The sequence below is a fragment of the Maribacter sp. X9 genome (genome assembly GCF_048537565.1).
Lineage (GTDB): Bacteria > Bacteroidota > Bacteroidia > Flavobacteriales > Flavobacteriaceae > Maribacter.
The window spans coordinates 2,182,501-2,205,656 of record NZ_CP183215.1 but is presented as its reverse complement, the minus strand read 5'-3'; the positions used below and the strand labels follow the sequence as shown (position 1 = coordinate 2,205,656).

General features: G+C 37.5%; 25 protein-coding genes and 1 other RNA gene (1 of these 26 running past the window's edge). 13 read left to right on the top strand and 13 right to left on the bottom strand.

Annotation, left to right across the window (positions count from 1 at the left end; genetic code table 11):
- Positions 1–118: 118 nt before the first annotated feature.
- Positions 119–2,134, top strand: a complete 2,016-nt coding sequence (locus ACNR9Q_RS09500) for a DUF349 domain-containing protein (protein ID WP_419210977.1) — start codon at positions 119–121, stop codon at positions 2,132–2,134.
- An 80-nt stretch (positions 2,135–2,214) separates the two neighbouring features.
- On the opposite strand, the gene rny is transcribed toward ACNR9Q_RS09500, so the two are convergent.
- The 4 genes from rny to ACNR9Q_RS09480 form a co-directional block, all read right to left on the bottom strand.
- Positions 2,215–3,783 (bottom strand): ribonuclease Y, encoded by a 1,569-nt coding sequence (rny, locus tag ACNR9Q_RS09495; RefSeq protein ID WP_419210976.1) that lies wholly within the window; start codon positions 3,781–3,783, stop codon positions 2,215–2,217.
- A 49-nt stretch (positions 3,784–3,832) separates the two neighbouring features.
- A non-coding RNA gene (gene ssrS / locus ACNR9Q_RS09490) (6S RNA) lies at positions 3,833–3,942 on the bottom strand.
- Positions 3,943–3,998: 56 nt separating this feature from the next.
- Entirely contained in the window at positions 3,999–4,295 is a 297-nt protein-coding gene (locus ACNR9Q_RS09485) for a cell division protein ZapA (protein ID WP_419210975.1), read from the bottom strand.
- Positions 4,296–4,308: 13 nt separating this feature from the next.
- Positions 4,309–4,599, bottom strand: coding sequence for a hypothetical protein (locus tag ACNR9Q_RS09480; protein WP_419210974.1), 291 nt, complete (start codon positions 4,597–4,599; stop codon positions 4,309–4,311).
- Between the two features lie 194 nt (positions 4,600–4,793).
- Between ACNR9Q_RS09480 and ACNR9Q_RS09475 the strand changes: the two genes are divergently transcribed.
- From ACNR9Q_RS09475 to ACNR9Q_RS09465, 3 genes are read left to right on the top strand one after another with little or no spacing between them, the layout of a single operon-like run.
- On the top strand, positions 4,794–6,485 hold the full coding sequence (locus tag ACNR9Q_RS09475; RefSeq protein ID WP_419210973.1) for a M23 family metallopeptidase: 1,692 nt from the start codon (positions 4,794–4,796) through the stop codon (positions 6,483–6,485).
- Entirely contained in the window at positions 6,482–8,956 is a 2,475-nt protein-coding gene (locus ACNR9Q_RS09470; protein ID WP_419214265.1) for a TonB-dependent receptor, read from the top strand. The genes ACNR9Q_RS09475 and ACNR9Q_RS09470 overlap by 4 nt, the downstream gene beginning before the upstream one ends.
- A gap of 9 nt (positions 8,957–8,965) precedes the next feature.
- Complete coding sequence (locus ACNR9Q_RS09465; protein ID WP_419210972.1) at positions 8,966–9,619, top strand: hypothetical protein; 654 nt, start codon at positions 8,966–8,968, stop codon at positions 9,617–9,619.
- Positions 9,620–9,625: 6 nt separating this feature from the next.
- On the opposite strand, the gene ACNR9Q_RS09460 is transcribed toward ACNR9Q_RS09465, so the two are convergent.
- Complete coding sequence (locus ACNR9Q_RS09460; RefSeq protein ID WP_419210971.1) at positions 9,626–10,771, bottom strand: cysteine desulfurase family protein; 1,146 nt, start codon at positions 10,769–10,771, stop codon at positions 9,626–9,628.
- Between the two features lie 114 nt (positions 10,772–10,885).
- Between ACNR9Q_RS09460 and ACNR9Q_RS09455 the strand changes: the two genes are divergently transcribed.
- Positions 10,886–11,389: a hypothetical protein gene (locus tag ACNR9Q_RS09455; protein WP_419210970.1), complete on the top strand. Its 504-nt coding sequence runs from the start codon at positions 10,886–10,888 to the stop codon at positions 11,387–11,389.
- Position 11,390: 1 nt separating this feature from the next.
- On the opposite strand, the gene ACNR9Q_RS09450 is transcribed toward ACNR9Q_RS09455, so the two are convergent.
- Complete coding sequence (locus tag ACNR9Q_RS09450; protein WP_419210969.1) at positions 11,391–11,933, bottom strand: Smr/MutS family protein; 543 nt, start codon at positions 11,931–11,933, stop codon at positions 11,391–11,393.
- Between the two features lie 60 nt (positions 11,934–11,993).
- Here ACNR9Q_RS09450 and ACNR9Q_RS09445 point away from each other — a divergent pair, with 60 nt between their 5' ends.
- Genes ACNR9Q_RS09445 through ACNR9Q_RS09435 form a run of 3 tightly spaced genes read left to right on the top strand, consistent with a single transcriptional unit; the run spans position 11,994 to position 12,958 of the window.
- A complete protein-coding gene (locus ACNR9Q_RS09445; protein WP_419210968.1) occupies positions 11,994–12,299 on the top strand; it encodes a DUF2752 domain-containing protein in 306 nt (101 codons plus the stop codon).
- 16 nt (positions 12,300–12,315) lie between these two features.
- A complete protein-coding gene (locus tag ACNR9Q_RS09440; protein ID WP_419210967.1) occupies positions 12,316–12,654 on the top strand; it encodes a CCC motif membrane protein in 339 nt (112 codons plus the stop codon).
- A gap of 4 nt (positions 12,655–12,658) precedes the next feature.
- A complete protein-coding gene (locus tag ACNR9Q_RS09435; protein WP_419210966.1) occupies positions 12,659–12,958 on the top strand; it encodes a CCC motif membrane protein in 300 nt (99 codons plus the stop codon).
- A 50-nt stretch (positions 12,959–13,008) separates the two neighbouring features.
- Here ACNR9Q_RS09435 and rocD read toward each other — a convergent pair whose 3' ends face one another.
- Positions 13,009–14,289, bottom strand: a complete 1,281-nt coding sequence (gene rocD / locus ACNR9Q_RS09430) for an ornithine--oxo-acid transaminase (RefSeq protein WP_419210965.1) — start codon at positions 14,287–14,289, stop codon at positions 13,009–13,011.
- Between the two features lie 233 nt (positions 14,290–14,522).
- On the opposite strand from rocD, the gene rlmD reads away from it, so the two are divergent.
- From rlmD to ACNR9Q_RS09415, 3 genes are read left to right on the top strand one after another with little or no spacing between them, the layout of a single operon-like run.
- Positions 14,523–15,935, top strand: coding sequence for a 23S rRNA (uracil(1939)-C(5))-methyltransferase RlmD (rlmD, locus tag ACNR9Q_RS09425; protein ID WP_419210964.1), 1,413 nt, complete (start codon positions 14,523–14,525; stop codon positions 15,933–15,935).
- A gap of 1 nt (position 15,936) precedes the next feature.
- Positions 15,937–16,443 (top strand): DUF6452 family protein, encoded by a 507-nt coding sequence (locus ACNR9Q_RS09420; protein WP_419210963.1) that lies wholly within the window; start codon positions 15,937–15,939, stop codon positions 16,441–16,443.
- Positions 16,424–17,191: a DUF6048 family protein gene (locus ACNR9Q_RS09415; RefSeq protein ID WP_419210962.1), complete on the top strand. Its 768-nt coding sequence runs from the start codon at positions 16,424–16,426 to the stop codon at positions 17,189–17,191. The genes ACNR9Q_RS09420 and ACNR9Q_RS09415 overlap by 20 nt, the downstream gene beginning before the upstream one ends.
- Here ACNR9Q_RS09415 and ACNR9Q_RS09410 read toward each other — a convergent pair.
- Both ACNR9Q_RS09410 and ACNR9Q_RS09405 read right to left on the bottom strand, forming a co-directional pair.
- Positions 17,186–17,308 (bottom strand): hypothetical protein, encoded by a 123-nt coding sequence (locus ACNR9Q_RS09410; protein ID WP_419210961.1) that lies wholly within the window; start codon positions 17,306–17,308, stop codon positions 17,186–17,188. The genes ACNR9Q_RS09415 and ACNR9Q_RS09410 overlap by 6 nt on opposite strands.
- 104 nt (positions 17,309–17,412) lie before the next feature.
- Complete coding sequence (locus ACNR9Q_RS09405) at positions 17,413–18,582, bottom strand: THUMP domain-containing class I SAM-dependent RNA methyltransferase (RefSeq protein WP_419210960.1); 1,170 nt, start codon at positions 18,580–18,582, stop codon at positions 17,413–17,415.
- Between the two features lie 94 nt (positions 18,583–18,676).
- Here ACNR9Q_RS09405 and ACNR9Q_RS09400 point away from each other — a divergent pair, with 94 nt between their 5' ends.
- Complete coding sequence (locus ACNR9Q_RS09400; protein ID WP_419210959.1) at positions 18,677–19,348, top strand: ZIP family metal transporter; 672 nt, start codon at positions 18,677–18,679, stop codon at positions 19,346–19,348.
- Positions 19,349–19,774, top strand: coding sequence for a DUF4268 domain-containing protein (locus ACNR9Q_RS09395; protein WP_419210958.1), 426 nt, complete (start codon positions 19,349–19,351; stop codon positions 19,772–19,774).
- Between the two features lie 22 nt (positions 19,775–19,796).
- On the opposite strand, the gene uxuA is transcribed toward ACNR9Q_RS09395, so the two are convergent.
- The 4 genes from uxuA to ACNR9Q_RS09375 form a co-directional block, all read right to left on the bottom strand.
- On the bottom strand, positions 19,797–20,993 hold the full coding sequence (gene uxuA / locus ACNR9Q_RS09390; protein ID WP_419210957.1) for a mannonate dehydratase: 1,197 nt from the start codon (positions 20,991–20,993) through the stop codon (positions 19,797–19,799).
- Positions 20,993–21,811 (bottom strand): SDR family oxidoreductase, encoded by an 819-nt coding sequence (locus ACNR9Q_RS09385; RefSeq protein WP_419210956.1) that lies wholly within the window; start codon positions 21,809–21,811, stop codon positions 20,993–20,995. The genes uxuA and ACNR9Q_RS09385 overlap by 1 nt, the downstream gene beginning before the upstream one ends.
- Before the next feature lie 135 nt (positions 21,812–21,946).
- Positions 21,947–22,579: a PAQR family membrane homeostasis protein TrhA gene (gene trhA / locus ACNR9Q_RS09380; protein WP_419210955.1), complete on the bottom strand. Its 633-nt coding sequence runs from the start codon at positions 22,577–22,579 to the stop codon at positions 21,947–21,949.
- Between the two features lie 20 nt (positions 22,580–22,599).
- Positions 22,600–23,156, bottom strand: partial view of an amidohydrolase family protein gene (locus ACNR9Q_RS09375; RefSeq protein ID WP_419210954.1) — the 3' end only. The gene runs 781 nt beyond the window's last position; the window shows 557 of its 1,338 coding nt (coding positions 782–1,338); the start codon falls outside the window, past its right edge; the stop codon is at positions 22,600–22,602.

Sequence of the window (23,156 nt, the reverse complement as noted above, 5' to 3'; positions counted from 1 at the left end):
ACGTTCAATAGTATTCATCCATATCGACTTTTTCCCATACATAGGGTATTAAAAAGAACTTGCATTACTTTGCAATTCTAGGGGTTGTCACTATCTTGTAAGCATATAACAAAGGATTATGTCAGAGGAAAAAGAACGACCCATATCAGAGAGTTCAACTGAAAAAAAAGATTCAGAGGTACTGAATATGAAAAATTTGACCGAGAACACTACCGATGAAAATGAAACCACGGTAGAAGCTAAAGTTGAAGATGATACGGAGGAATCCAGTAGAGCCTCCGAAGAAAAAGATGTGCTCGAAGAAATCGATGAATCTAATGCCGAAGACGCTGAGGATACCGATACTGTAAAAAGACATGCAATTCCTATGCCCGACTATCATGAGATGAGTATGGAAAATTTGGTGGGTGAATTACAACGCTTGGTTAAAAACGAAAAGGTTCAAGCCATTAGAAAACATGTTGATGCTATAAAGGATGAGTTCAATCAGAAATTTGAAGAATTCCTCGAAGTGAAAAAAGAGGAATTCATTGCAAATGGAGGAAATGAAATAGACTTCAAGTATAACTCGGTTGCTAAAAGACAATTCAATGAAGTGTATTCCGAATACCGTGACAAGCGTAATCAATATTACAAGAGTTTAGAGAAAAGCCATAAAGAAAATCTAGCCTACCGCTTAGACCTTATAGAGCAACTAAAAGCTCTAGTGAACGTTGACGAAGATATCAATACTACTTACAATAATTTTAAGGATATTCAAGCGAAATGGAGAAATGCAGGACCTATTCCCAGGGCCGATTACAATAATGTTTGGAAAACATATCACCATCATATCGAAATATTCTATGATTTCCTCAATATCAACAGAGAATTAAGGGACCTTGATTTTAAACATAATTTAGAAGAGAAGGGAAAAATAGTTGTTCGTGCAGAAGAACTTGCCAAAGAACCGGACTTGAATCGTGCATTTAGGGAGTTGCAAGTACTGCACAAAATCTGGAAAGAAGATTTGGGTCCGGTAGGACAGGAAAATCGGGAAGAAATATGGAATCGCTTCAGTGCCGCGACCAAAATGATCCATGAAAGAAGACAAGATTATTTTAAAAATCTTGACAAAATAAAAGAAGAAAATTTAGAACGTAAGAATACTATAATAAAGGAAATAGAAGAGATTTCTGAAAATGTTTCTGGCAATCATGGAACATTGCAACAACAAATCAAAAAAGTAGAAGCACTAAGAGAAGCATTTTTTAAGGCCGGTCAAGTGCCTCAAAAACTAAATTCCAAAACTTGGAATTCTTTCAAAGGAGCGGTACGAAAATTCAATCAAAATAAAAACGAGTTCTATAAAAATCTGAAAAAAGACCAGCAAGATAATCTTGATAAAAAAAGAGCTTTGTTAGAAACTGCCCTTTCCCTTAAAGATAGTGATGACTGGGACACCACTACTTCAGAAATGAAGCGTATACAGGGTGAATGGAAAAGAATCGGACATGTTCCCCGTAAATATTCAGATAAGCTTTGGAAAGATTTCAAAAATGCCTGCAACCACTATTTTGATAGGCTAAACGCTCTTAAAAACGATGCCTTCAAAGAAGAGGAAAACAACTATAAACAGAAGGAAGCACTGATAGAACGCCTTAAAACATTTAAATTAAGCGGAAACAAAGAAAAGGATATAGCGACCATCAAAGAATTTACCGAAGAATGGAAGGGCTTCGGCCAAGTTCCTTTTAAAAAGAAAAGCATCAATCTAAAATTCGATAAAATAATCGATGCCCTATTCCATAAAACCGGAGTGAGTAAGCAAGAGTCCGAACTATTAAAATACGGAAATAAGATTCAACAGCTAACTAACAATGAGGATCAGGAACAAGCTATACAAAACGAAAGGGCCTTTATCAGAAAGAAAATTGATGAGAGCAAAACGGAAATCAGGCAATTAGAAAACAATTTAGAATTCTTCTCTAATGCCTCAGAAAGCAATCCTTTGGTTCAGGATGTGATAAAAAGAGTGGAACAGCATAAAGAAGCCTTGGCCGCTTGGAAAGCTAAATTGAAAAAACTGAACATTCTAAAAAATAATCTTGAAAGAGAAGTCGAGGAAGATGAATCAAGCAACGAAGAAGAATAAGTTTTCTTAGAAAGTCCCAAAAAAATACAATAAAAAAGCCCCTTAATCAAGGGGCTTTTTTTATTCAGTAAAATGTGCTCTTATTTGGCAACGTTTACCGCCCTCGTTTCGCGAATTACCGTCACCTTCACCTGACCTGGATAGGTCATGTCGGTTTGTATTTTTTGCGAAATTTCAAAAGACAATTGTGCAGCTCTATCGTCTGTCACTTTTTCGCTTTCTACGATAACGCGTAGTTCTCTACCAGCTTGTATGGCATATGCTTTCTGAACTCCGCTGAATCCGAAGGCAATCTCTTCCAAATCCTTTAAACGTTGAATATATGAATCGAGCACTTGTCTTCTTGCCCCGGGTCTTGCGCCGCTAATGGCATCACAAACCTGAACAATTGGGGCTATAAGGGTTTTCATTTCAATCTCATCATGGTGGGCTCCAATTGCGTTACATACATCTGGTTTCTCTCCAAATTTCTCTGCCCACTGCATTCCTAAAATGGCATGCGGAGTTTCTACCTCGTTCTCAGTATTCGGCACTTTACCAATATCGTGCAATAGTCCGGCTCGTTTGGCTATTTTAGCGTTCAGGCCTAATTCGGCGGCCATAACACCACAAAGTTTAGCGACTTCCCTTGAGTGCTGTAACAAATTCTGACCGTAAGAAGAACGGTATTTCATTCTACCAACGGCCCGTATCAATTCTGGATGTAGACCATGAATACCCAAATCAATAACGGTTCTTTTGCCTATTTCCACAATTTCAGCCTCGATCTGATTTTCCGTTTTCTTTACAATTTCCTCTATTCGAGCAGGGTGGATCCTACCATCGGTAACCAATTTGTGAAGGGACAAACGTGCAACTTCCCTACGCACCGAATCAAAACAAGAAAGAATAATTGCCTCTGGTGTATCATCTACAATAATCTCAACACCTGTGGCCGCTTCCAGTGCCCTGATATTACGTCCTTCCCTACCAATGATCCTACCTTTGACATCATCTGACTCAATATTAAAAACAGAAACACAGTTCTCTACGGCTTCCTCTGTTCCTATACGTTGAATCGTATTGATAATGATCTTCCGCGCCTCTTGATGTGCGGTAAGTTTTGACTCTTCAACAGTCGTCTGAATATACGCCATAGCGTCAGACTTAGCGGTTTCCTTAAGACTTTCGACCAGTTGATTTTTTGCCTCATCGGCAGATAAGCCCGAAATAACTTCAAGTTGTTGAATCTGGCTCTTGTGCATTTTATCCAATTCTTCATGACGCTTTTCGAACAACTCGATTTTTTGGTCAACTTCTTTTAACTTTCCGTCTAATTGTGCGTTCAACTGCTTATTCTTGGCAAGCTCACTACTTACTTGAGACTCCTTGTCCCTAGTTCGTTTTTCTGCCTCGTTGATCTTTCTATCCTTGCCATTGATTACTTTTTCATGCTCCTCTTTTAACTCTAAAAACTTCTCCTTTGCCTGTAACAGCTTTTCCTTCTTGACACTCTCGCCTTCTGCGTTTGCATCTTTTAATATGCGTTCTGCATCATTCTTTGCATTTATAATGGTTTTAGAGGCTTTCCCTTTTTCCAGAAATTTTGCTATCGCAAAACCAATTGCCAGCCCTACTATTGCGGCAATAACTATCATTGTACTATCCATAGTGTAAATTATTAATAAAAAAAAAGCCCACATTGGAGAAGTTTTGATCAAACTCCGGTAAACAGGTTTAGGGCTAACAGACTGCTCAAGGATCCCTATACGAGTAGGGCCTGCTTTTACAATCTAAACTCACCCTTTTTAAAAAAATAAATGTTGAGTTTGTCAAAAGGTATTACCAATGTGGGCAGTAACTTAGTGTATTTTAAAGAACGTTTTTATTTTAAAGCTAACTTAGAATTCACCAAATCATCCAACGCTTGTAAACGTTCTTCGGCTTCTTTTGTTCCTTCTGTCTGCTCAATGCCATTTTGCTCAATTTTGGATGCAAACTGCAAGGCGCACATCGCCAAGACGTCTTGCTTATCCCTAACTGCATAATTCTGCTCAAATTTTTTGGCCAACTGTTCTATATTCTTAGCGGCCTTTCGCAAACCTTCTTCCTGTGCAGGATCTATCGTTAACGGATAGACCCTGTCAGCTATTGAAAGTTTTATTTTGAGCTTCTCTGACATATTTATAGTAACATTATTCCGACAATTGAGTGATACAATGGTCCAACTCCCGTATCAATGTATTTATTTTAAGCTTAGCTTCTGTTTTATTGGTATTACTGCCCAACATTGAATTTGCCAGTTTGAGTGAATTGTATTTTTCTTCCCATTCAGAAACCGTTTTACTGGCGTTTTCCTGAGAAGACTTTAAATTCATCAATTCATTTTCCAAAGCCAAATTAGCACTGCTCATAACCTCAAGTTTATGTAACAATTTGCTAATTTTATTTTCTAAAGAATCAACGATTTTAATCAACTCGCCCATACCTCAAAGTCAATGCGATTTACACAAAGTTAACATAGATTGCATGACTTAGCAATAGTTTTTTGAAATATTCCTAAATCTCTTCCTCTTCAAATGCTATTCCTATATACAACAGGTCTTTATTAAAATTTTAGCGTTCGCTACCGAAGAGAATTGTTGCTTATTAATTATTTTCGCACTATTGCTATAAAATTATGAGAAAAACAGCCCTAGGTCTTTTATTGTTATTTTGTTTTACTTTATTAGGGCAGGAAGATTATCCCAAAGACGCTTTTAGGCCACCGCTGGACATCCCCATCATTTTGGCCGGCACATTTGGAGAACTCAGGTCCAATCATTTTCATTCGGGAATCGATATTAAAACCCAACAACGTGAAGGTTTGCCGGTTATGGCGGTTGGAGACGGTACCATAACCCGGATCAAAGTTTCATTATGGGGTTATGGTAAGGTTTTATATATAGCGCATCCTAATGGTTATACATCTGTTTACGGGCATCTTCAGAAATTTTCGCCTGAAATAGAAGCTTACATTAAAAAGATTCAATACGATAAAAAGGCATTCGAAGTAGAAGTATTTCCTGATTACGGAGAACTAAAAGTAACGCAAGGAGATTTAATCGCCTATAGCGGTAATACTGGAGGTTCTGCTGGTCCTCACCTTCATTTTGAAATACGCAGTAGTATCTCGGAAAAACCCACCAACCCATTATTATATGGTGTTGAAGTTGCCGATGCGACGAATCCGACCCTTGAAAAACTTTTTATCTATCCTTTGACGGATAAATCGCATGTGAACGGAAACAATGACCGAACCCAAATAAATTTCAGCAGACAAAGTGATGGTACCTATTTAGCCGATAAGGTAACTGCCCTAGGAAAAATAGGCGTTGGTTTCATTGGGTTTGACCGCTTGGATATGGCCGCCAATAAAAACGGCGTCTATTCCGTATCCTTAAGTGTAAACGGAAAAATATATTCCCTTTATGATTTTGAATCTTTTTCTTTTGGTGAAACCAGATACATCAATACCCTTATTGATTATGATTACTTAGGACGCTATCGGCAACGTATTCAAAAAAGTTTTAAATCCCCCGGCAATTATCTCGACATCTATAAAGAACTATATAATAACGGAGAAATACCGATTAACGAAGGTCTTAGCTATACGCTTACGTTACTGATAAAGGATTTTGCGGGAAACAAGACAGAACTTACGATTCCTGTTGAAGGAATCAAAAATGAGGGAGTCGTTCGTCAAACTAAAGATATAACGGATACCTACGTCATTGCAAAAAAACCTAATAACTATGATTTGGGTGGTGCTAAAGTATATTTTCCTACGAATACCTTTTATGAAGATTTTTACATTGATTTAGAAAAAGGGCAGGATACAGTAACCATTCATAACAATACCGTACCAGCCCATAGAAACTTTACGATTACTTTTGACAGCTCCAAATATCCGAAAGAAGAGCAGGGCCAATTGTTCATTGCCCGATTAGATGATAGACTTAGGCCAAATTATACCAACACCTATAAGCGAGGTGATCTCTTTACCACTCGAACCCGAAATCTAGGCACCTATACGCTAGCCAAAGATTCTGTTCCCCCAACCATACGTACCAAAAACTTTAAGGAGAAACAATGGCTCAATAATTATAAATACCTTAGTCTTTACATTGCCGATGACTTGAGTGGGATAAACACGTATTCGGCAACATTGAACGGTGAGTGGATTTTGATGGAATACGAGCCTAAAAACAATACCTTGACCTACAATTTTGATGATAAGATTGCAGACCAAACGCAATGTGTACTTAAAGTTACCGTTACTGATAATGTAGGTAATGAAAGTGTACTTACTACTTCTTTCTATAGAAAATAAAATCGTTGAGATTATTCGTTATTCTGGGTTTTTTCGTGCTATTGTGTACTACAAGTGGTTTTGCGCAGAGTGCCACTATTACCGGCATTGTATTGGATGAAGGTAATCAGCCTTTAGCCGATGTAAATATATCTACCGGAACATTGGGAACCACTACCGACCAAAATGGCTATTATTCATTGGAACTTATCGCCGATATAGAAACCTCGATCACGTTTTCACATATCGGACACAAAGAAGTTATTCTCGAACATTTAGTATTGAATACCAATGAAACTTTTGAATTCAATCCCATTCTAAAAACCGATGCCATACAAATCGATGGCGTAACGGTATCTGCCAATGGACAAAAAACCACCAGTAATATTTTAAACATAACTCCAGAGAACATTAGGAACATTCCCGCGGCAAACTCTGGCGTAGAGACCATTTTAAAACTACTACCCGGTGTATCATCAAACAATGAGCTGAGTACACAATATTCGGTAAGGGGCGGCAATTTTGATGAAAATTTGGTCTATGTTAATGAGATTGAAGTATACAGGCCTTTTTTAATCCGTTCAGCGCAACAAGAGGGCCTAAGCTTTGTAAATAGTGATTTGGTACAAGAAGTAAAATTTTCAGCCGGCGGTTTTCAAGCAAAATATGGTGATAAAATGTCGTCTGTTCTGGATATCACCTATAAAACCCCCGGTCAATTCTCCCTACGAGGCGATTTAAGTTTTTTAGGAGCAAGTGCCAGTATAGAGACGGTCTCAAAAAACAAAAAGATGAGTACCCTATCAGGGGTACGTTATAGAAATAATGCATTACTTGTAAACAGTCAACAAACCCAAAGTAATTTCAATCCTTCGTTTACCGATGTTCAAAGTTATATTACGTATCGTTTTTCAAATAAGTTCCATCTTAATTTTCTAGGGAATTTAGGCATCAACGACTACAACAACGAACCCTTGAACCGACAGACCAATTTTGGGACTTTAGAGAATCCGCAGGCCCTGGTTGTATATTATGAAGGGCGCGAGAAGAATAAATACGCTACTGCCTTAGGCGCGCTAAAAGGTAATTATTTCTTAGACGAGAATACAACTTTAAAACTTATATCCTCCATTTATCATACCACAGAGGAAGAATATTCAGATGTTATCGCTTCGTATGAACTCGGTGAAGTGGACAGCAATTTAAACAGCGGTACTTCGGGTGAACTATTAACTTCAAGAGGAATAGGCTCTCAGTTCAACCGTACCCGTAACGATCTAGATGCACTGATTTTCAATTTAGGACACAAGGGAAAGCATACCATGAACACGTCTATTATAGAATGGGGCGTAAAATATACCCATGAAGACATCCGGGATCAATTAAGGGAATCTGAATTCATTGACTCGGCCGGTTTCTCCATTAGACCCCCAAGACCAGAATTCATTAACAACCAACCAAGAGAACCGTTCAATACCCCATTAGTGGCCTATAGTGGCATCAATGCGCTAAACTTCGTGAAAACGAATCGATTTTCCGGTTATGCGCAAATAGGCACCCAAAACACTTGGGATTCAGCTGATGTCTATTACAACTTGGGCCTGCGTTCCCAACATTGGACGGTTAGTGGCACCGGTATCGAAAAAGTAGCACAGACCGTGATGAGTCCACGGGCACAATTTGCCATAAAACCTAGCTGGGAAAAGGACATGCTCTTTAGACTATCCACAGGACTTTACCATCAACCGCCTTTTTACAGAGAGCTAAGGGACAGTTTGGGTGTTATAAATCCGAATGTAAAAGCGCAAAAAGCCTTCCACGTCGTAGTGGGGAATGAATATAGTTTTCTCCTATGGAATAGACCTTTCACCTTGATCAGTGAAACCTACTATAAAAAATTGGACAATGTAAATCCGTACACTTTAGAAGATGTTCGTATACGATATTCGGCCAACAACAATACAAAAGCGTACGTGTACGGAGCAGAAGTAAGAATGAACGGTGCTTTTGTTCCTGGCACCGAATCGTGGGTAAGTCTTGGTTTTTTAAAAACCGAAGAGAACCGGAATAACCGAGGATATATTTCTAGACCTACGGACCAGCGTTTTAAACTGGGGATACTTTTTCAGGATTATATTCCTACCATTCCAGATTTAAAAATGTATTTAAATCTAGTTTACCAGACCGGGGTTCCCGGTGGCTCCCCCAGTTATGCGGACCCCTATGTTTTTCAGAATAGATTAAGAGATTATAAACGTGCAGATTTAGGAATTTCCTATATTTTTGCAAGTAAGGATAAAAAATATCCAACAACACATTGGCTACATAACTTTAAGGATTTGAGTTTTGGTTTTGAACTATTTAATTTATTCAATAATCAGAATTCAATTACAAATACCTGGGTACGCGATGTGGACAGCAAAAATGAGTTTGCGGTCCCTAATTACCTAACATCAAGGGTATTAAACTTAAGAGTAAAAATGCGCCTTTAAATATAAAAAATGAAAAGACTTCTTTTCTTTACCGCACTAATTTTCGGTGTATCACTTACGGCCCAGAAAAATATTTACGAAAGTCCGAATTTTGACGAATTAAGTGCGGATCATAAAATATTAGCGATCGTTCCTTTTCTTACCAATTTAGACCTTAATGAAACAGTGTCTAAAGAAGAACAAAAAAGGTTGGAGGAAAATGAAGGCTACGCCGTTCAGAATGCCTTAGAAACCTATTTCTCCAGAAGAAGTAAAAAGAAAAAATTACCTGTAGAGTTTCAGAACATCAAAAACACTACGGCCATTCTGACACAGAACAATATCACCTATGAAAACATTGATGTATATACCACAAAGCAACTAAGTGAAATTCTTGGGGTCGATGGTATTATCAGTGGTACCTTAGATTTGAATATTCTGTTGTCAAATGGTGTTCCTACTGAATTCAGTTTTACCGATTATTTTTCAGGCGGTGCAGATTATGGCCGCATTGGCATAAAAATAAGTGATGGAGATACTGGTAAACTTCTTTGGAAGTACGAAAAGCAAATCAACAAAAAGACTGGTAAAAACACTACTGACCTCATTGATCGTATGATGAAACTGGCCATCAGAAAATTTCCGTACGAACGAGAACGTAGACGCGACCGCAAAAAGGATTAAATGGGGTTACCCAACCAACTCTTTTAAAACACCAACCGTATAATTTATATCCTCTTTTGTAGTATAGGTTGAAAATGAAAACCTTACAGAAGGTTTTTTCATATCTTCTTTCGACAAAATTTCGTTTAATACATGAGATCCGGCATCACTACCCGATTGACAGGCACTACCTTTTGAACAAGCAATTCCCTTAATATCCAAATTGAATAACAACATCATTGCTTTTTCTTCAGAAATGGGCAAACAAACATTGACCAAGGTGTAGGTACTTTTATCCATATCTCCAGAATGTCCGTTGAATTTAACTTCAGGTATTTCAGCTTTTATCCTTTCAATAAAATACTTTTTTATACCCTCAACATAAGCTTTCTCTTCATCTAAATGGTCGTAGGCATGTTTAAAAGCTTCTTCGAGACCGACAATATTGTGAAAAGATTCTGTACCCGCCCTTAATCCACGTTCTTGTGAACCCCCAGAAATCATACAGCTCAATCCTGAATTTTTGCGTATAAAGGCGAAGCCAATTCCTTTAGGCCCGTGAAATTTATGTGCAGCTGCAGCTAAAAAATCAATTGGAAATGCTTTTACATCCCATTCGTAATGCCCTAGAGACTGCACCGTATCTGAATGGACCAAGGCATTATATTTTTTTGACAAAAGCGTAACTTTCTCTATATCGATTTTATTACCAATTTCATTATTTACGTGCATAAGGCTTACCAACTTCTTGGAATTGTCCTTTTGCAACAATGTTTCTAAATGTTCCAAATTCGGATTGCCAAATTCATCCAAATCTACGTAATCCAACGCTATAGAACCGTTATCTTTCAGTTCTTCAACTGTATGCAAAACAGCGTGATGCTCAATTTTCGTCGTGATAATAGTTTCAACTCCTAAATCACGCACGGCGCATCTGATAATCATATTATCCGCTTCCGTGCCTCCTGAAGTAAATATAATTTCAGAAGGTTGGGCATTAAGATACTTGGCGATTGTCTTTCTAGCACTCTCTATAGCCGTCTTTGCCGTTCTTCCAAAACTGTGTGTAGAAGAAGGATTTCCATAAGAATTGGCCAAGGCATCCTGCATTTTGGCTATTACCGCCGAGTGAACTTGTGTCGTTGCTGCATTATCTAAATAAACATTTTTCATAGGGAAGCGTACTGAAATAAATAAAGCCCAAAAATAGCTCAAATAAAGTTAATTTACCCATAATTGAGGAGCATGCTTTAGATGGATTTCCCATATTTGGATTAAATTTGACCTATGAAAAAATACCTTTTAATTGGTTGTTCGCTTTTATTTTTTGGTTGTAACGATGGGGACCTCCAAATAGATACCGTTGATTTTGACAGTATTACCCAAATACAGAATTGTGGCACATTATCGACGAAAGCTATAAATGTTTTGTTTAAAATTAACGGGAGTGAGGCACTTATTCTTACTTTACCCAATGGGCTTTTAAAAAATGAGGTTTCTGCGGGAGAAGTCGAAAGCACAGTGCCCGGATCCTCTAAAGTCAGTTACCGTATTTTTTCTGATAAGGTCACTAAAGCCTATTTCTGTGATGCTCCACCTCCTTTAACACCAACGGTCAAGGAAGAAATTGAGGCACAGGGCGGATCGGTTTTCATTACTACCACCCAAACTGACAGTGTCACCTTTTCGCATAACATCAAATTAAGCGGTATTTCTTTTGTAAATAAAGATGGAAGTAGAATTACCGATCTACAAATAAGTGATTTTGGTGTAGTGACAACTAAGAATTGAGCTAGTGATTTTGAAGAATATAGACCTCAGTCGCCCCTATACCATACTTTTGATATTCGGCATCATAGTATTTGACATTCTCATATTTTCCGAACAGATAGCCAAGCTCCTCTTTCAACACGCCCTCCCCTACTCCATGTATAAATACAATTTTTTGTATTTTTTTATTGATGGCAAAATCTAACTGGCGTTTAGCGGTCTCTAATTGTAAATTCAGCATTTCATAGTTACCCATTTCCTTAGGGTTTTTAACCAATTGGTTGATATGAAGGTCCACTTCCATTTTGGGTGCAGTGCGTTCTTTTGCTTTTACCACTATGGTTTGCTTTCGCTTTGGAAGTTCCTTTTCTTTCTTAACTTGGGCAATTTCAAAATTACTCACCCTAATTTCATTCGAAATCTTAACCAGTTCATTAGCGGAAAAAGTTAAGGGAAAACCATCATCACTTACAATACTAATATCGTCCCCATTTATGGTTTTTACAATACCCTTAATGACATCGTCAATTGTTTCTACTTGATCACCTATCTTAAATTGGGACATATTTTTATTTTGTATGCACAAAAATAATGGTAATTTTCCGACCGATAATTCAAATTAAACATGCGATCCATAGCGATTTTCATTTTTTTAGGATTGGAAAACTACATGCTACCCTGTTTTACCAAAAAACTGTTCGGGTTTGACTGTCCTGGCTGTGGTCTTCAACGTTCTGCCCTTCTTTTGACAAAAGGAGAATTTGGCGCCGCATTTGAAATGTATCCTGCCATATACCCTATGCTTTTGCTTTTCGGATTTTTAGGCGTTAACAAATTCTTGCCTTTTAAATATTCAAATACAATTACGATTATACTTATGGTAACTACTGTAGGTTTTATATTAACCAATTATATTTTAAAATTTATCTAACTAAACCCATCAAATTATGGAACAACAAAAATTACCTAACGTAACTTTAGCGTTAGTCCTTAGTATATTCTCCTATATATGCTGCTGCTTTAGCATTGGAATAGGTGGCATATTACTTTCAGGGATAGCACTATTCTTAATCAATAAAGACACTAAGCTTTATAGTGAAAATCCTGAGAATTATTCAAACTTCAGCACATTAAAGACCACCAAGATTGTTGCGATTATCGGTCTTGTTTTAGGTATTCTTACAGTAATATGGGTGATTTATTCCATAGTATCGATGGGCGGCTGGGATGCCTATTTGGAGCAACAAAAGGATATTTATGAACAAATGGGTATTGAAATAGATTGATTTTATGAAAGAAAAACTCCCTGGCGCAAGTAATGCGCTGACCTTTGGAATTCTATCTATAGTGCTTACCCTATTTTGCTGTGGACCATTTGGAGCTATTTTTAGTTTTATTGGCTTGAGCAACGCGAAAAAAGCGGAAAGAACTTACGAAATGAATCCAGGTTTATACAGTGGATATGAGAATGTAAAAACAGCTAGGATTTTAGCTTATATCGGTCTAGCCTTATCCGCAATTTTGCTTGTATTTACCATTATCTATTTTGGCCTGATCATAGCCTTCTTTGCCTCGGGTAACTTCCAGTAAAAGTCTTGTACAAATAAAAATCCCCGACTTACATCGGGGATTTTTTTTGTTTACCTTTTAAATTCGGTAAGTGTTCTAATGATGATGGAAACACAATCCATAAGCTCCTCTTCGGTCATCACCAATGGGGGTGCAAACCTGATGATATTGCCGTGGGTAGGCTTAGCCAAGAGTCCGTTTTCCTTTAATGCCATGCAAATGTCCCACGCTGTAGAACTTTCTTCCGTGTCATTGATTAAAATGGCATTGAGAAGTCCCTTTCCCCGTACACTTTTCACCAAATCACAGGTAGGGATAAATTTATTCAGTGCATCTCTAAAAAGTTCACCTAAAACATAAGCGTTTTCCGCTAGCTTTTCATCTTTAACGACCTCTAAAGCCGCAATACCAACAGCCGCTGCAATTGGGTTACCGCCAAAGGTGCTGCCATGGTTGCCTGGCCGTATAACATCCATTATTTGGTCATTGGCCAATACGGCCGAAACAGGATATGCTCCACCGGATAGGGCCTTTCCTAAAATCAAAATATCAGGTTTTACCTCAGGTGTTCCGCTACAGTGTTTATCGGTACAAGAACAATTACCACAAGTAGCCAATAAACGGCCGGTACGGGCAATACCCGTCTGTACTTCATCTGCAATGAACAATACATTATACTTTTCGCATAAAGTTTTTGCGCCGCTCAAATAACCCTCAGAAGGAACATAAACCCCCGCTTCCCCTTGAATGGGTTCCACCAAAAATCCGGCAATATTCTTATTCGATTTCAACGTTTCTTCTAAAGCCTGTAGGCTATCATACTCTATTTTTAGAAACCCGTCCGTATAGGGACCAAAATTTTTACGTGCCACAGGATCATTAGAAAATGAAATGATGGTAGTTGTACGACCATGAAAATTATTTTCGCAAACTATTATTTGCGCCGCATTCTCGGCAATACCTTTTTTTTCGTACGCCCATTTTCTACATATTTTCAAAGCTGTTTCTACCGCTTCGGCTCCTGTATTCATAGGCAGAAGTTTATCGAAATGAAATGTCTCGGTCGCGTACTTTTCATATGTACCCAATACATCATTGTAAAATGCCCGCGACGTCAACGATAAAGTCTTGGCCTGTCGTGTCATTGCTCCCACTATTTTTGGATGACAATGCCCTTGATTTACAGCGGAATAGGCGGATAGGAAATCGTAATATTTCTTCCCTTCAACATCCCAAACAAAAACGCCCTCCCCTTTACTTAATACCACGGGTAAAGGGTGATAATTGTGTGCTCCGTGTTTTGCCTCCAATGCAATAGCATATTCAGAAGTGATGTTTTCTAAAACCGACATGATAAAAATTACTTTAAATAAAACCTTAGCAATTCCTTCTATACCTTTTTCCTTTCGAAATCCCGTTAGCTATAGGGCCGAAAATTCAGCGTAGGAGAGAAATCATCCTGTAGAGTTACAAAAATACAAATTAAACCTATTAAAATAAACTATGACAAATGACCTGTTGAAAAATGCTGTTAATACTATCTATAAGGTAATTCCCAATCCAAAGAAACCTTTATTTTTGCGCTATGCGAAAAAAGAATAAGCGACAGATATTTGAAAATGTGACTGTGGTAGATGCTGCAGCTAAAGGAAAGACGATTGGGAAAGCTCCAGATGGCCGTGTTATATTTTTGACCAATACTGTTCCCGGTGATGTGGTAGATGTACAGACCACCAAAAAGAGAAAAGCCTATTTTGAAGGTATTGCCACTACTTTTCATTCGCTATCGAATAAACGGGTAGAACCCGTTTGCCAACACTTTGGGGTTTGTGGGGGATGCAAATGGCAAGATATGGGCTACGAACACCAACTATTCTATAAGCAAAAAGAGGTGGAGAACAACCTTAAAAGAATCGGTCATCTCGATTTACCGGAAATGACCCCGATTTTAGGTTCAGAAAAGCAATATTTCTACCGGAATAAAATGGAGTTTTCCTTTTCTGATAGTCGCTGGTTAACTATAGATGAAATTCAATCGGATGACAAAATAACGGACAAAAATGCCTTGGGTTTTCATATTCCAGGCATGTGGGATAAAATTTTGGACATCAAAAAATGTCATCTTCAAAAAGATCCTTCCAATGCCATACGTCTAGAAACAAAGAGCTTTGCCATAGCCAACGGATTAACGTTTTTTAATCCCAGGAATCAACATGGCATGTTACGTACGCTCATGATCCGTACTTCTTCCATAGGAGAGATTATGGTGCTGATACAATTTTTTGAAGATGCAAAAACCAAACGAGAACTGTTGTTACAGCATCTTTCTGAAACCTTTCCTGAAATCACTTCGTTGTTATATGTCATCAATCCGAAACAGAACGACACCATATACGATCAAGAAATTATATGTTTCGCGGGTAGGGATCACATTTTTGAAGAAATGGAAGGACTCAAGTTTAAAATAAATGCAAAATCTTTCTATCAGACCAATTCTGAACAAGCTTACGAACTCTATAAAATTACCCGAGATTTTGCTAATTTAAAAGGTGACGAACTCGTTTATGACCTTTACACGGGTACGGGAACCATTGCACAATTTGTTTCCAAAAATGCAAAAAAAGTAGTGGGTATCGAATCTGTTCCCGAAGCAATATTAGATGCCAAGGCAAATGCAAAACGAAATGACATTGAAAATGTTGAGTTTTACGTGGGTGACATGAAAAACGTTTTCAACAAACATTTTATAGAAACTCATGGCATACCCGATGTTATCATTACGGATCCACCCCGAGATGGGATGCATAAAGACGTCGTGCAACAAATTCTAAATATTGCCCCAAAAAAAGTAGTGTATGTAAGTTGTAATAGTGCTACCCAAGCAAGGGATTTGGAACTGATGAAGGAGATGTACAAGGTGAGTAAAGTGCGACCTGTTGATATGTTTCCACAAACGCATCACGTAGAAAATGTTGTACTTTTGGAAAAGAAAGATTAACATGGAAAGGGTACGAATTGGTCTATTATTTTTCTTAAGTATAATTTCGATTGCTTCTTGTGAGAAGGATGATATTTGTGTGGAAGGGGACACGCCGCTATTGGTGATCGAGTTTTATGACATATCCGATACTACGGCCTTAAAAAATGTTCCTACTTTAAGGGTGGTTGGCCAAGGTCAATCCGTTACTGTAAATACGGTAGCTGACAGAACCGCATTGAACAAAATATCGATTCCTTTAAAAACCGAAATGGATCAAACCAGTTTCTTGTTGATTTCAAATTCGGCATCGGCCGAGAACGGTGCGGAAACAGGAAACATCGACACGGTTAATTTTTCATACAAAAGACTTGAAGATTTTCTATCCCGCGGCTGTGGTTTTGTTGTCAATTATGACAGCTTACAGGCATCACTTACTTCGGATACCGATAACTGGATAAAAGATATAGAAATTATACGCTCAAAAGTCATCAATTCAGATTCAACCCATGTTAAGATTTTTCATTAATCTTTTTTTCCTCTTTTCTATATGCTTGGCTTTTGGCCAAAGTAAACCCATCGACCTTAATCCAAAAGATTCTGTAGTTTATAAACAATCGTATGGAATACGGGTTGGAGTGGATTTAAGTAGACCCATCATGTCATTTTTAGACGATAATTATACAGGATTTGAAATCGTTGCCGATTATAGATTGAACCAAAATCTTTATGTGGCTGCTGAATTAGGAAACGAGGATAAAACAAAACAAGAAGATCTATTTAATTTCACAACCTCTGGAAGTTATATCAAGGTCGGGGTAAACAAAAATACGTATGCCAACTGGTATGGGGAGCAAAATTTAATCTACTTAGGGGGAAGATTGGCATTCAGCACTTTTGAAAATACCTTGAACAATTACCAATATTTCAATACCAATCGTTATTGGAACCCCAATAATTTTGCTGCCGGATCCGAAATTCCAGAAAAATTTTCAGGACTTTCAGCTACTTGGTTAGAAGCTGTCTTTGGGACTAAAGTTGAACTGTTCTCCAATATTTATATGGGAGCAAGTATAAGATTGGGGTTGATTTTATCGCAGAAGGAAGATGATCGTTTTCCTAATTTATGGATTCCCGGATTTAATAAAGTAACCAATGACAGCCGTTTTGGTGTAGGATACAATTATAGTATCTCTTATTTCCTCCCTTTATACAAAAAGAAAAATAAGGTGAAGAAAAAAATCGAAGAATCAGAATCAAAAAATGAAAAATTATAATTCTTTGAATCCTTTGATGAATATCCACTTCATTACTATTTTTTCTACACCTTCCTTTTGAACCACAGCAAATTTTGGAGCAAGAACAGATGCCGCTACGGCCGCGATCAATGCCATATAAAACGAATCTAGGTGAAAGAATATACCTAACCCAAATCGAAAAAGTATAAAAAGAACTGCAAATCCTAGAAAGTTATAAATTAAGACTTTATGCTTGGGCTTCATTTTTCAGGGTTTTTTTGATATTTCGCTTTTTTACTCCCCTCGTACATCTCATATTTCACAAGTCGTGATTCTAAATGACTATTGAATACCTTTATTTTTCGGGAGGGCCGCAAACCGACATATTTTAATGCTTGAAGATTGCTGGTAATAAACCAAGCGTTTGTACCCGGATATCCTTGTTTTAAGGTATCACCGATGGCACTGTAAAAATTCTCCATTTCTATGTCTAACCGCTCCCCGTAGGGCGGGTTGAAACACATATGCAATTTACCTTCGGTTTCTTTTTCCGTTTTGAAAAAATCCCTTCGCTCAACAGTTATATAATCTGTCAAGTTCGCATTTTCTATATTATCCAAAGCTTTTCTTACAGCAGACGGGGCCTTATCATACCCTACAATTCTGTGATGGAATTCCCTAGTTTTCTTGAGACTTGCATCCACTATCTTGCCGTATAGTTCCGCATCGAAATCAGACCATTTTTCAAAAGCAAAACCCTTTCTGTTGATGTTCGCCGGTATATTACAAGCAAGCATAGCCGCTTCCGTCAACATCGTTCCACTGCCGCACATGGGGTCTAAAAAATCACATTGGCCATCCCAACCACTCAAGAGCAGCAATCCAGAAGCTAAAACTTCATTGATGGGCGCAATATTCGTAGCCGTTCGATACCCTCTATGGTGCAAAGAACTACCTGAGCTATCCAACGACACATTACATTCATTGTTATGAATGTGGATATTGATACGCAGATCTGGATCTTTAATATCTACATCTGGCCGGGTTCCGTCCGTATCCCTAAACTTATCTACGATCGCATCCTTGGTTTTTTGGGATACGTATAATGAATGGGTAAATGCTTCAGAGTTGACGGTTGTATCAATAGCGAACGTTTCGCTAACCGAAAGAAATTCCGTCCAATCTAAGGCATAAATCTTTTTATACAGATCATTTTCATCCCTCACAGAAAATGAATGAATGGGTTTAATAATTTTAATAGCGGTTCTTAGACAAAGGTTCGCTTTATACATAAAACCGGTATCCCCTTCAAAAGAAACATTACGGACGCCCTCAACAACATTACTAGCACCAAGATTTCGTAGTTCCTTTGAGAGGAGTTCTTCAAAACCAAAAAGGGTCTTGGCGACCATTTTGAAATTATTACTCATAACCTATTTTTCACGTACCGCAAAAATACGCTAATTTTGAGGTTAGATTAATTTACGATCAATTTCCTTTTTCAAAAGGCTAACCAACTACTACATGATTTATATTTTACCTGTTCTAGGAGTACTTTTAAGCTTCCTTTTTGTGGTAATAGCCAAACCACAGAATAAAGAAAACTTTAAGCTACTGCTGGCATTTAGTGGGTCATTTTTATTGGCACTTACAATTTTTGAAATGTTACCGGAAGTATATAATGGGACAGACCCAAAAACAATCGGTGTTTTCGTCATGTTAGGCATTTTGTTCCAAATATTTTTGGAATTCTTTTCGAAAGGTGCGGAACACGGTCATGTTCATATTTCAAAGGATAGTTTGAATTTCCCTTGGTTACTCTTCATAAGCCTTTGTTTGCATTCTTTGTTGGAGGGGTTGCCCATAAGTTCAAACGACACCATTATTTATGGTATTCTTATTCATAAAATTCCCATCGCAATTATCTTGAGTATATTTTTGTTAGACTCTAAACTTAAACCCTTTCATTCAGCGTTGTTCATGGTTCTTTTTGCAATTATGACGCCCTTAGGAACATTTTTGGCCCATACGATTGACATTTTGGCTACCTATGCAACTTTTTTAAATGCACTGGTCATTGGGGTATTTTTACATATTTCCACAGTTATTCTATTTGAAAGTTCTGAGGGTCATAAGTTCAATCTGAGAAAATTATTGGTCATTATTTTCGGGGTAACCATTGCTTATTTTTTATAAATGTTCAGCAAAGAAGAATCAAGAAAACTACGGGAAGAATTTTGGGTTTCCTTCGGGAAGTCTTTCCCCCATAAATGGATATTGTACAAAACTAAAATTAAGGGATTATCCTTTAAATTTCATTTTGATTTAAAATTTGCACTAGTTTCGATGGATATTGATACCGACTTGGAACAACGCATAAAGCTTTGGGAAAAATTAATCTCCCTTAAATCCATATTGAAAGAAGAATATCTCCCAAAAGCTATTTTTGAAGATTTTTATATGCTGGAAAATGAAAAACAAATCTCCAGAATATATGTGGAACTACAGGGCGTTTCAATCCACAATAAGAATACATGGAGAGAAACCATGGAATTTTTCAACAAATCCATGGTTCAATTTGAATCCTTCTTTAGGGAATACAAAGACATCCTTGAAGTTTAAACTCTATTCTAGAAAAGGCTACCTATAAATTCATTCCCAAACGGATTCCTTTTTCTAAACCGATCAGCTGGGCAAGACCTAACGCCCTACCGACCATAGAATATCCAGAATAAAATTCAGCTTGCCTTTTTTTATCGTCCAACAGTACATGACCATGATCTGGTCTCATTGGTATATTAATAATTCCGCCTTTAGATTCTTTTCTATTTTTCTGCTCTTGAATCAAGGCCTTCATGATTTTGGGCATAGGCAAAGAACCATTTAAATGGTCAGCTTCATAAAAACTCCCATCCTCAGTCCACTGCACGTTTCGCAAGTGTACAAAATGAATATTTTCACCAAAATCCTCAATTATTTTCACCAAATCATTCTCTTTGGAAGCCCCTAAAGAACCAGAACAAAAAGTAAGTCCATTGCTGGGGGATGGACAGGCATCCAATATAAATTTTAATTCCTCATAATTTGAAGCAATTCTAGGAACTCCAAAAACCGAAAAAGGTGGATCATCTGGGTGAATTGCCATTTTTACCCCAAGTTTTTCCGCTTCCGGAATGATAGCTTTTAAAAAGTAAGCCAAATTATCTTGTAATTTCTCTTTACTAATAGCTAAAACGGTAGCATGATTGCGCTTAAATTCATCCATAGAAATTAACTTTCTAGAACCTGGCATTCCCGCTAATATTGATTTTTCAAGAGTATCTTTCCCTTCCTCATTTAAGTTTTCAAAATAAGTGGTGGCCTGCTCAATAATTTCTGGAGAATAACTTTCCTCAGCATTTTCGCGTTTTAAAATAAAGAGATCAAAAGCAGTTGCGGCTATGGGATCATACTTAAGCGCAGATGCGCCGTTAGGTAGACGAAAATCTAGGTTCGTACGTGTCCAATCAATAAGTTGCATAAAATTGTAACAAACCACTTTTATGTCATTCGCCGCAAGATTTTTAAGCGTTTGAATATAATTGGATATATACCTGTCGCGATCCGGCAAACCGTATTTAATAGACGTATGAATATTCACACTTTCGACCACTGACCATTCCATACCGTGGGAATCGATTTCATTTTTTAACGAAGTAATCGTTTCTATAGGCCAAACGTCTCCTAAAGGAACTTCTTGACATGCCGCAACTATTCCGTCAACACCCACTTGTTTGATATCTTCCAAGGCCACTCCAAATGAAGGACCGAACCATCTAAATGTTTTTTTTAAATATTCCATTATACTCCAGAAAAAGAATTAAAACCTCCATCTACATCATAACAAGCACCGGTTACGAAACTTGAGGCATCGCTTAATAAATAATGTACCATACCGTTCAACTCAGAGGCATCCCCAAAACGGGCCATAGGAGTATTCGTAATGATTTTATTACCCCGATCCGTATATGAGCCATCTTCATTGGTCAACAATCTTCTATTTTGATTACCTATAAAGAACCCAGGAGCAATGGCGTTCACACGTATTTTATCTGTAAACTTTGAAGCCATTTCATTTGCCATCCACTGGGTAAAGGTATCCACACCGGCTTTAGCCATAGAATATCCGAGTACACGAGAAATAGCCTGTTTAGATGCCATCGATGAAATATTGATTATAGAACCAAAGCCTTGTTGTGTCATAATACCTCCTAAAACAATAGTAGGTATCACTGTTCCAAACAGATTGATATCCAAAACCTTTTGGGTATCTGCTATTGCAATGTCATAAATGCTCTGATTTGCCGATAAAGTAGCTCCTGGTATGTTGCCGCCAGCCAAGTTGACCAAACCATCTAAATGTTCAAAATTCGAGGCTATTTCTTTTTTCACCTCAATTAGCGCTTCTTCGTTCAAAACATCTACTTCAAATGTGAAGGTGGAATTAGGGGAAATAGCGTTCAGCTCATCTTTCTTTTCCGCCAATTTCTTTGGAGAACGTCCAAGTAAAATTACCTTGGCTCCATGACCTACAAGATATTCGGCAATGGATCCACCCAAAGTTCCTGTCCCTCCAGAAAGCGCATATACTTTATTTTTAATGGAAAATAAATCCTTCATTACTTATAAATTAAATTTCTGACCTTATTCTATTCCGTCAATTTCAAGTACTAAGATAAAATTCAATAACAACATAAACCATAAACACCCTTACTAAAATCAAATTAGCTTTGATAAGTTAAAAATGATACTTCTTTAAATAACATCTAAGTAAATATAAAACCAATGACTAATAGCACCTCCTAAAACGAATAGATGCCAAATAAAATGATTATTGGGTATTTTTCGGATGGAATAAAACAGTATTCCTATAGTATAAAAGGCGCCACCAAGCATTAAAAGTTGAATTCCTTTCTCGGTTGAATTTTTCAAAAGATTTTGAAAATCAAAAACAATCAGCCATCCCATAATCAAATAAAGCAAGAGAGATACTATTTCATACTTACCTGTAAAAAACAATTTCAAAACCGATCCAAAAAGTGCTATCCCCCAGACCGTATAGAAAATAAGCCATCCATTACCTTGGACCAAGGGTATTAAGGCTAACGGAGTATAGGTACCTGCGATAAGGTAATAGATATTTATATGATCTAAAATCCGTAACCTTCTTTTCCATACTGCACTTTTACTAGCATGATATATGGTGGAAACGGTAAGCATACTAATTAAAGTTAGGCCGTATATCACCAAACTTAAAATAGCATAAATATTTTGATGAGTATTTGAACAAATCAACATGACAAAGCCAATAACAGCTAATACCGCTCCGATTGCATGAGATACGGTATTAAGATGTTCTTCTTTTTCATAAGATTCTAACAGGGACATAAAAAACCTAAGTAAGTACCTTATTTATATCTTTTACCATGTTTTATAACTAAATCTACATCTTGCAGAAGACTGATATAACGTAAAACGTCACCTTTGACTGCGATAATGTCTGCGAACTTACCAGGGGTAACGGTACCAACTTCATCAGCAACACCCATCCATAAAGAAGGCCAATATGTCGCACCACGAATCGCATACATAGGGTCTATCCCAAATTCATTCACCCAAACATCTAACTCGTTCCACGTAGATTGACTATGGAATTTCATAGGAATACCGCTATCCGTTCCGACCATAAGCACCACACCTGCGTCTAACAGTTGTTTTACTTTGGTTTCCAAGGTGGGTTTGCGACTGGGGGTCAATTGAAAATATGGAAGTTGATCAGAATGTTCAAGACTTTTACGTATATCAACTACAACACTATCCGGCAACCCTCTATGCCAAGAATCTTCATCAATAAATTCAGGATTATCCCTCATGTACTCATAATTATAAAGTACTTCTACTGTAGGTGTCCAAAATAAGGGACCTTTACTCATATCAGCGGTTCGTTCTTTAATCATTTCCATGA

Excerpts from the sequence above, each read along its gene's own strand:
- ACNR9Q_RS09460 (WP_419210971.1), bottom strand. The coding sequence starts at position 10,771 with ATGAAAAATGTTTATTTAGATAATGCAGCAACGACACAAGTTCACTCG.
- ACNR9Q_RS09435 (WP_419210966.1), top strand. The coding sequence starts at position 12,659 with ATGAAAGAAAAACTCCCTGGCGCAAGTAATGCGCTGACCTTTGGAATT.
- rlmD (WP_419210964.1), top strand. The coding sequence starts at position 14,523 with ATGCGAAAAAAGAATAAGCGACAGATATTTGAAAATGTGACTGTGGTA.
- ACNR9Q_RS09480 (WP_419210974.1), bottom strand. The coding sequence starts at position 4,599 with ATGGGCGAGTTGATTAAAATCGTTGATTCTTTAGAAAATAAAATTAGC.
- uxuA (WP_419210957.1), bottom strand. The coding sequence starts at position 20,993 with ATGGAATATTTAAAAAAAACATTTAGATGGTTCGGTCCTTCATTTGGA.
- ACNR9Q_RS09445 (WP_419210968.1), top strand. The coding sequence starts at position 11,994 with ATGCGATCCATAGCGATTTTCATTTTTTTAGGATTGGAAAACTACATG.
- ACNR9Q_RS09440 (WP_419210967.1), top strand. The coding sequence starts at position 12,316 with ATGGAACAACAAAAATTACCTAACGTAACTTTAGCGTTAGTCCTTAGT.
- rocD (WP_419210965.1), bottom strand. The coding sequence starts at position 14,289 with ATGTCGGTTTTAGAAAACATCACTTCTGAATATGCTATTGCATTGGAG.
- ACNR9Q_RS09400 (WP_419210959.1), top strand. The coding sequence starts at position 18,677 with ATGATTTATATTTTACCTGTTCTAGGAGTACTTTTAAGCTTCCTTTTT.
- ACNR9Q_RS09420 (WP_419210963.1), top strand. The coding sequence starts at position 15,937 with ATGGAAAGGGTACGAATTGGTCTATTATTTTTCTTAAGTATAATTTCG.
- ACNR9Q_RS09410 (WP_419210961.1), bottom strand. The coding sequence starts at position 17,308 with ATGGCATTGATCGCGGCCGTAGCGGCATCTGTTCTTGCTCCAAAATTT.
- ACNR9Q_RS09450 (WP_419210969.1), bottom strand. The coding sequence starts at position 11,933 with ATGTCCCAATTTAAGATAGGTGATCAAGTAGAAACAATTGACGATGTC.
- ACNR9Q_RS09465 (WP_419210972.1), top strand. The coding sequence starts at position 8,966 with ATGAAAAGACTTCTTTTCTTTACCGCACTAATTTTCGGTGTATCACTT.
- trhA (WP_419210955.1), bottom strand. The coding sequence starts at position 22,579 with ATGTCCCTGTTAGAATCTTATGAAAAAGAAGAACATCTTAATACCGTA.
- rny (WP_419210976.1), bottom strand. The coding sequence starts at position 3,783 with ATGGATAGTACAATGATAGTTATTGCCGCAATAGTAGGGCTGGCAATT.
- ACNR9Q_RS09475 (WP_419210973.1), top strand. The coding sequence starts at position 4,794 with ATGAGAAAAACAGCCCTAGGTCTTTTATTGTTATTTTGTTTTACTTTA.
- ACNR9Q_RS09500 (WP_419210977.1), top strand. The coding sequence starts at position 119 with ATGTCAGAGGAAAAAGAACGACCCATATCAGAGAGTTCAACTGAAAAA.
- ACNR9Q_RS09395 (WP_419210958.1), top strand. The coding sequence starts at position 19,349 with ATGTTCAGCAAAGAAGAATCAAGAAAACTACGGGAAGAATTTTGGGTT.
- ACNR9Q_RS09415 (WP_419210962.1), top strand. The coding sequence starts at position 16,424 with ATGTTAAGATTTTTCATTAATCTTTTTTTCCTCTTTTCTATATGCTTG.
- ACNR9Q_RS09485 (WP_419210975.1), bottom strand. The coding sequence starts at position 4,295 with ATGTCAGAGAAGCTCAAAATAAAACTTTCAATAGCTGACAGGGTCTAT.
- ACNR9Q_RS09405 (WP_419210960.1), bottom strand. The coding sequence starts at position 18,582 with ATGAGTAATAATTTCAAAATGGTCGCCAAGACCCTTTTTGGTTTTGAA.
- ACNR9Q_RS09385 (WP_419210956.1), bottom strand. The coding sequence starts at position 21,811 with ATGAAGGATTTATTTTCCATTAAAAATAAAGTATATGCGCTTTCTGGA.
- ACNR9Q_RS09455 (WP_419210970.1), top strand. The coding sequence starts at position 10,886 with ATGAAAAAATACCTTTTAATTGGTTGTTCGCTTTTATTTTTTGGTTGT.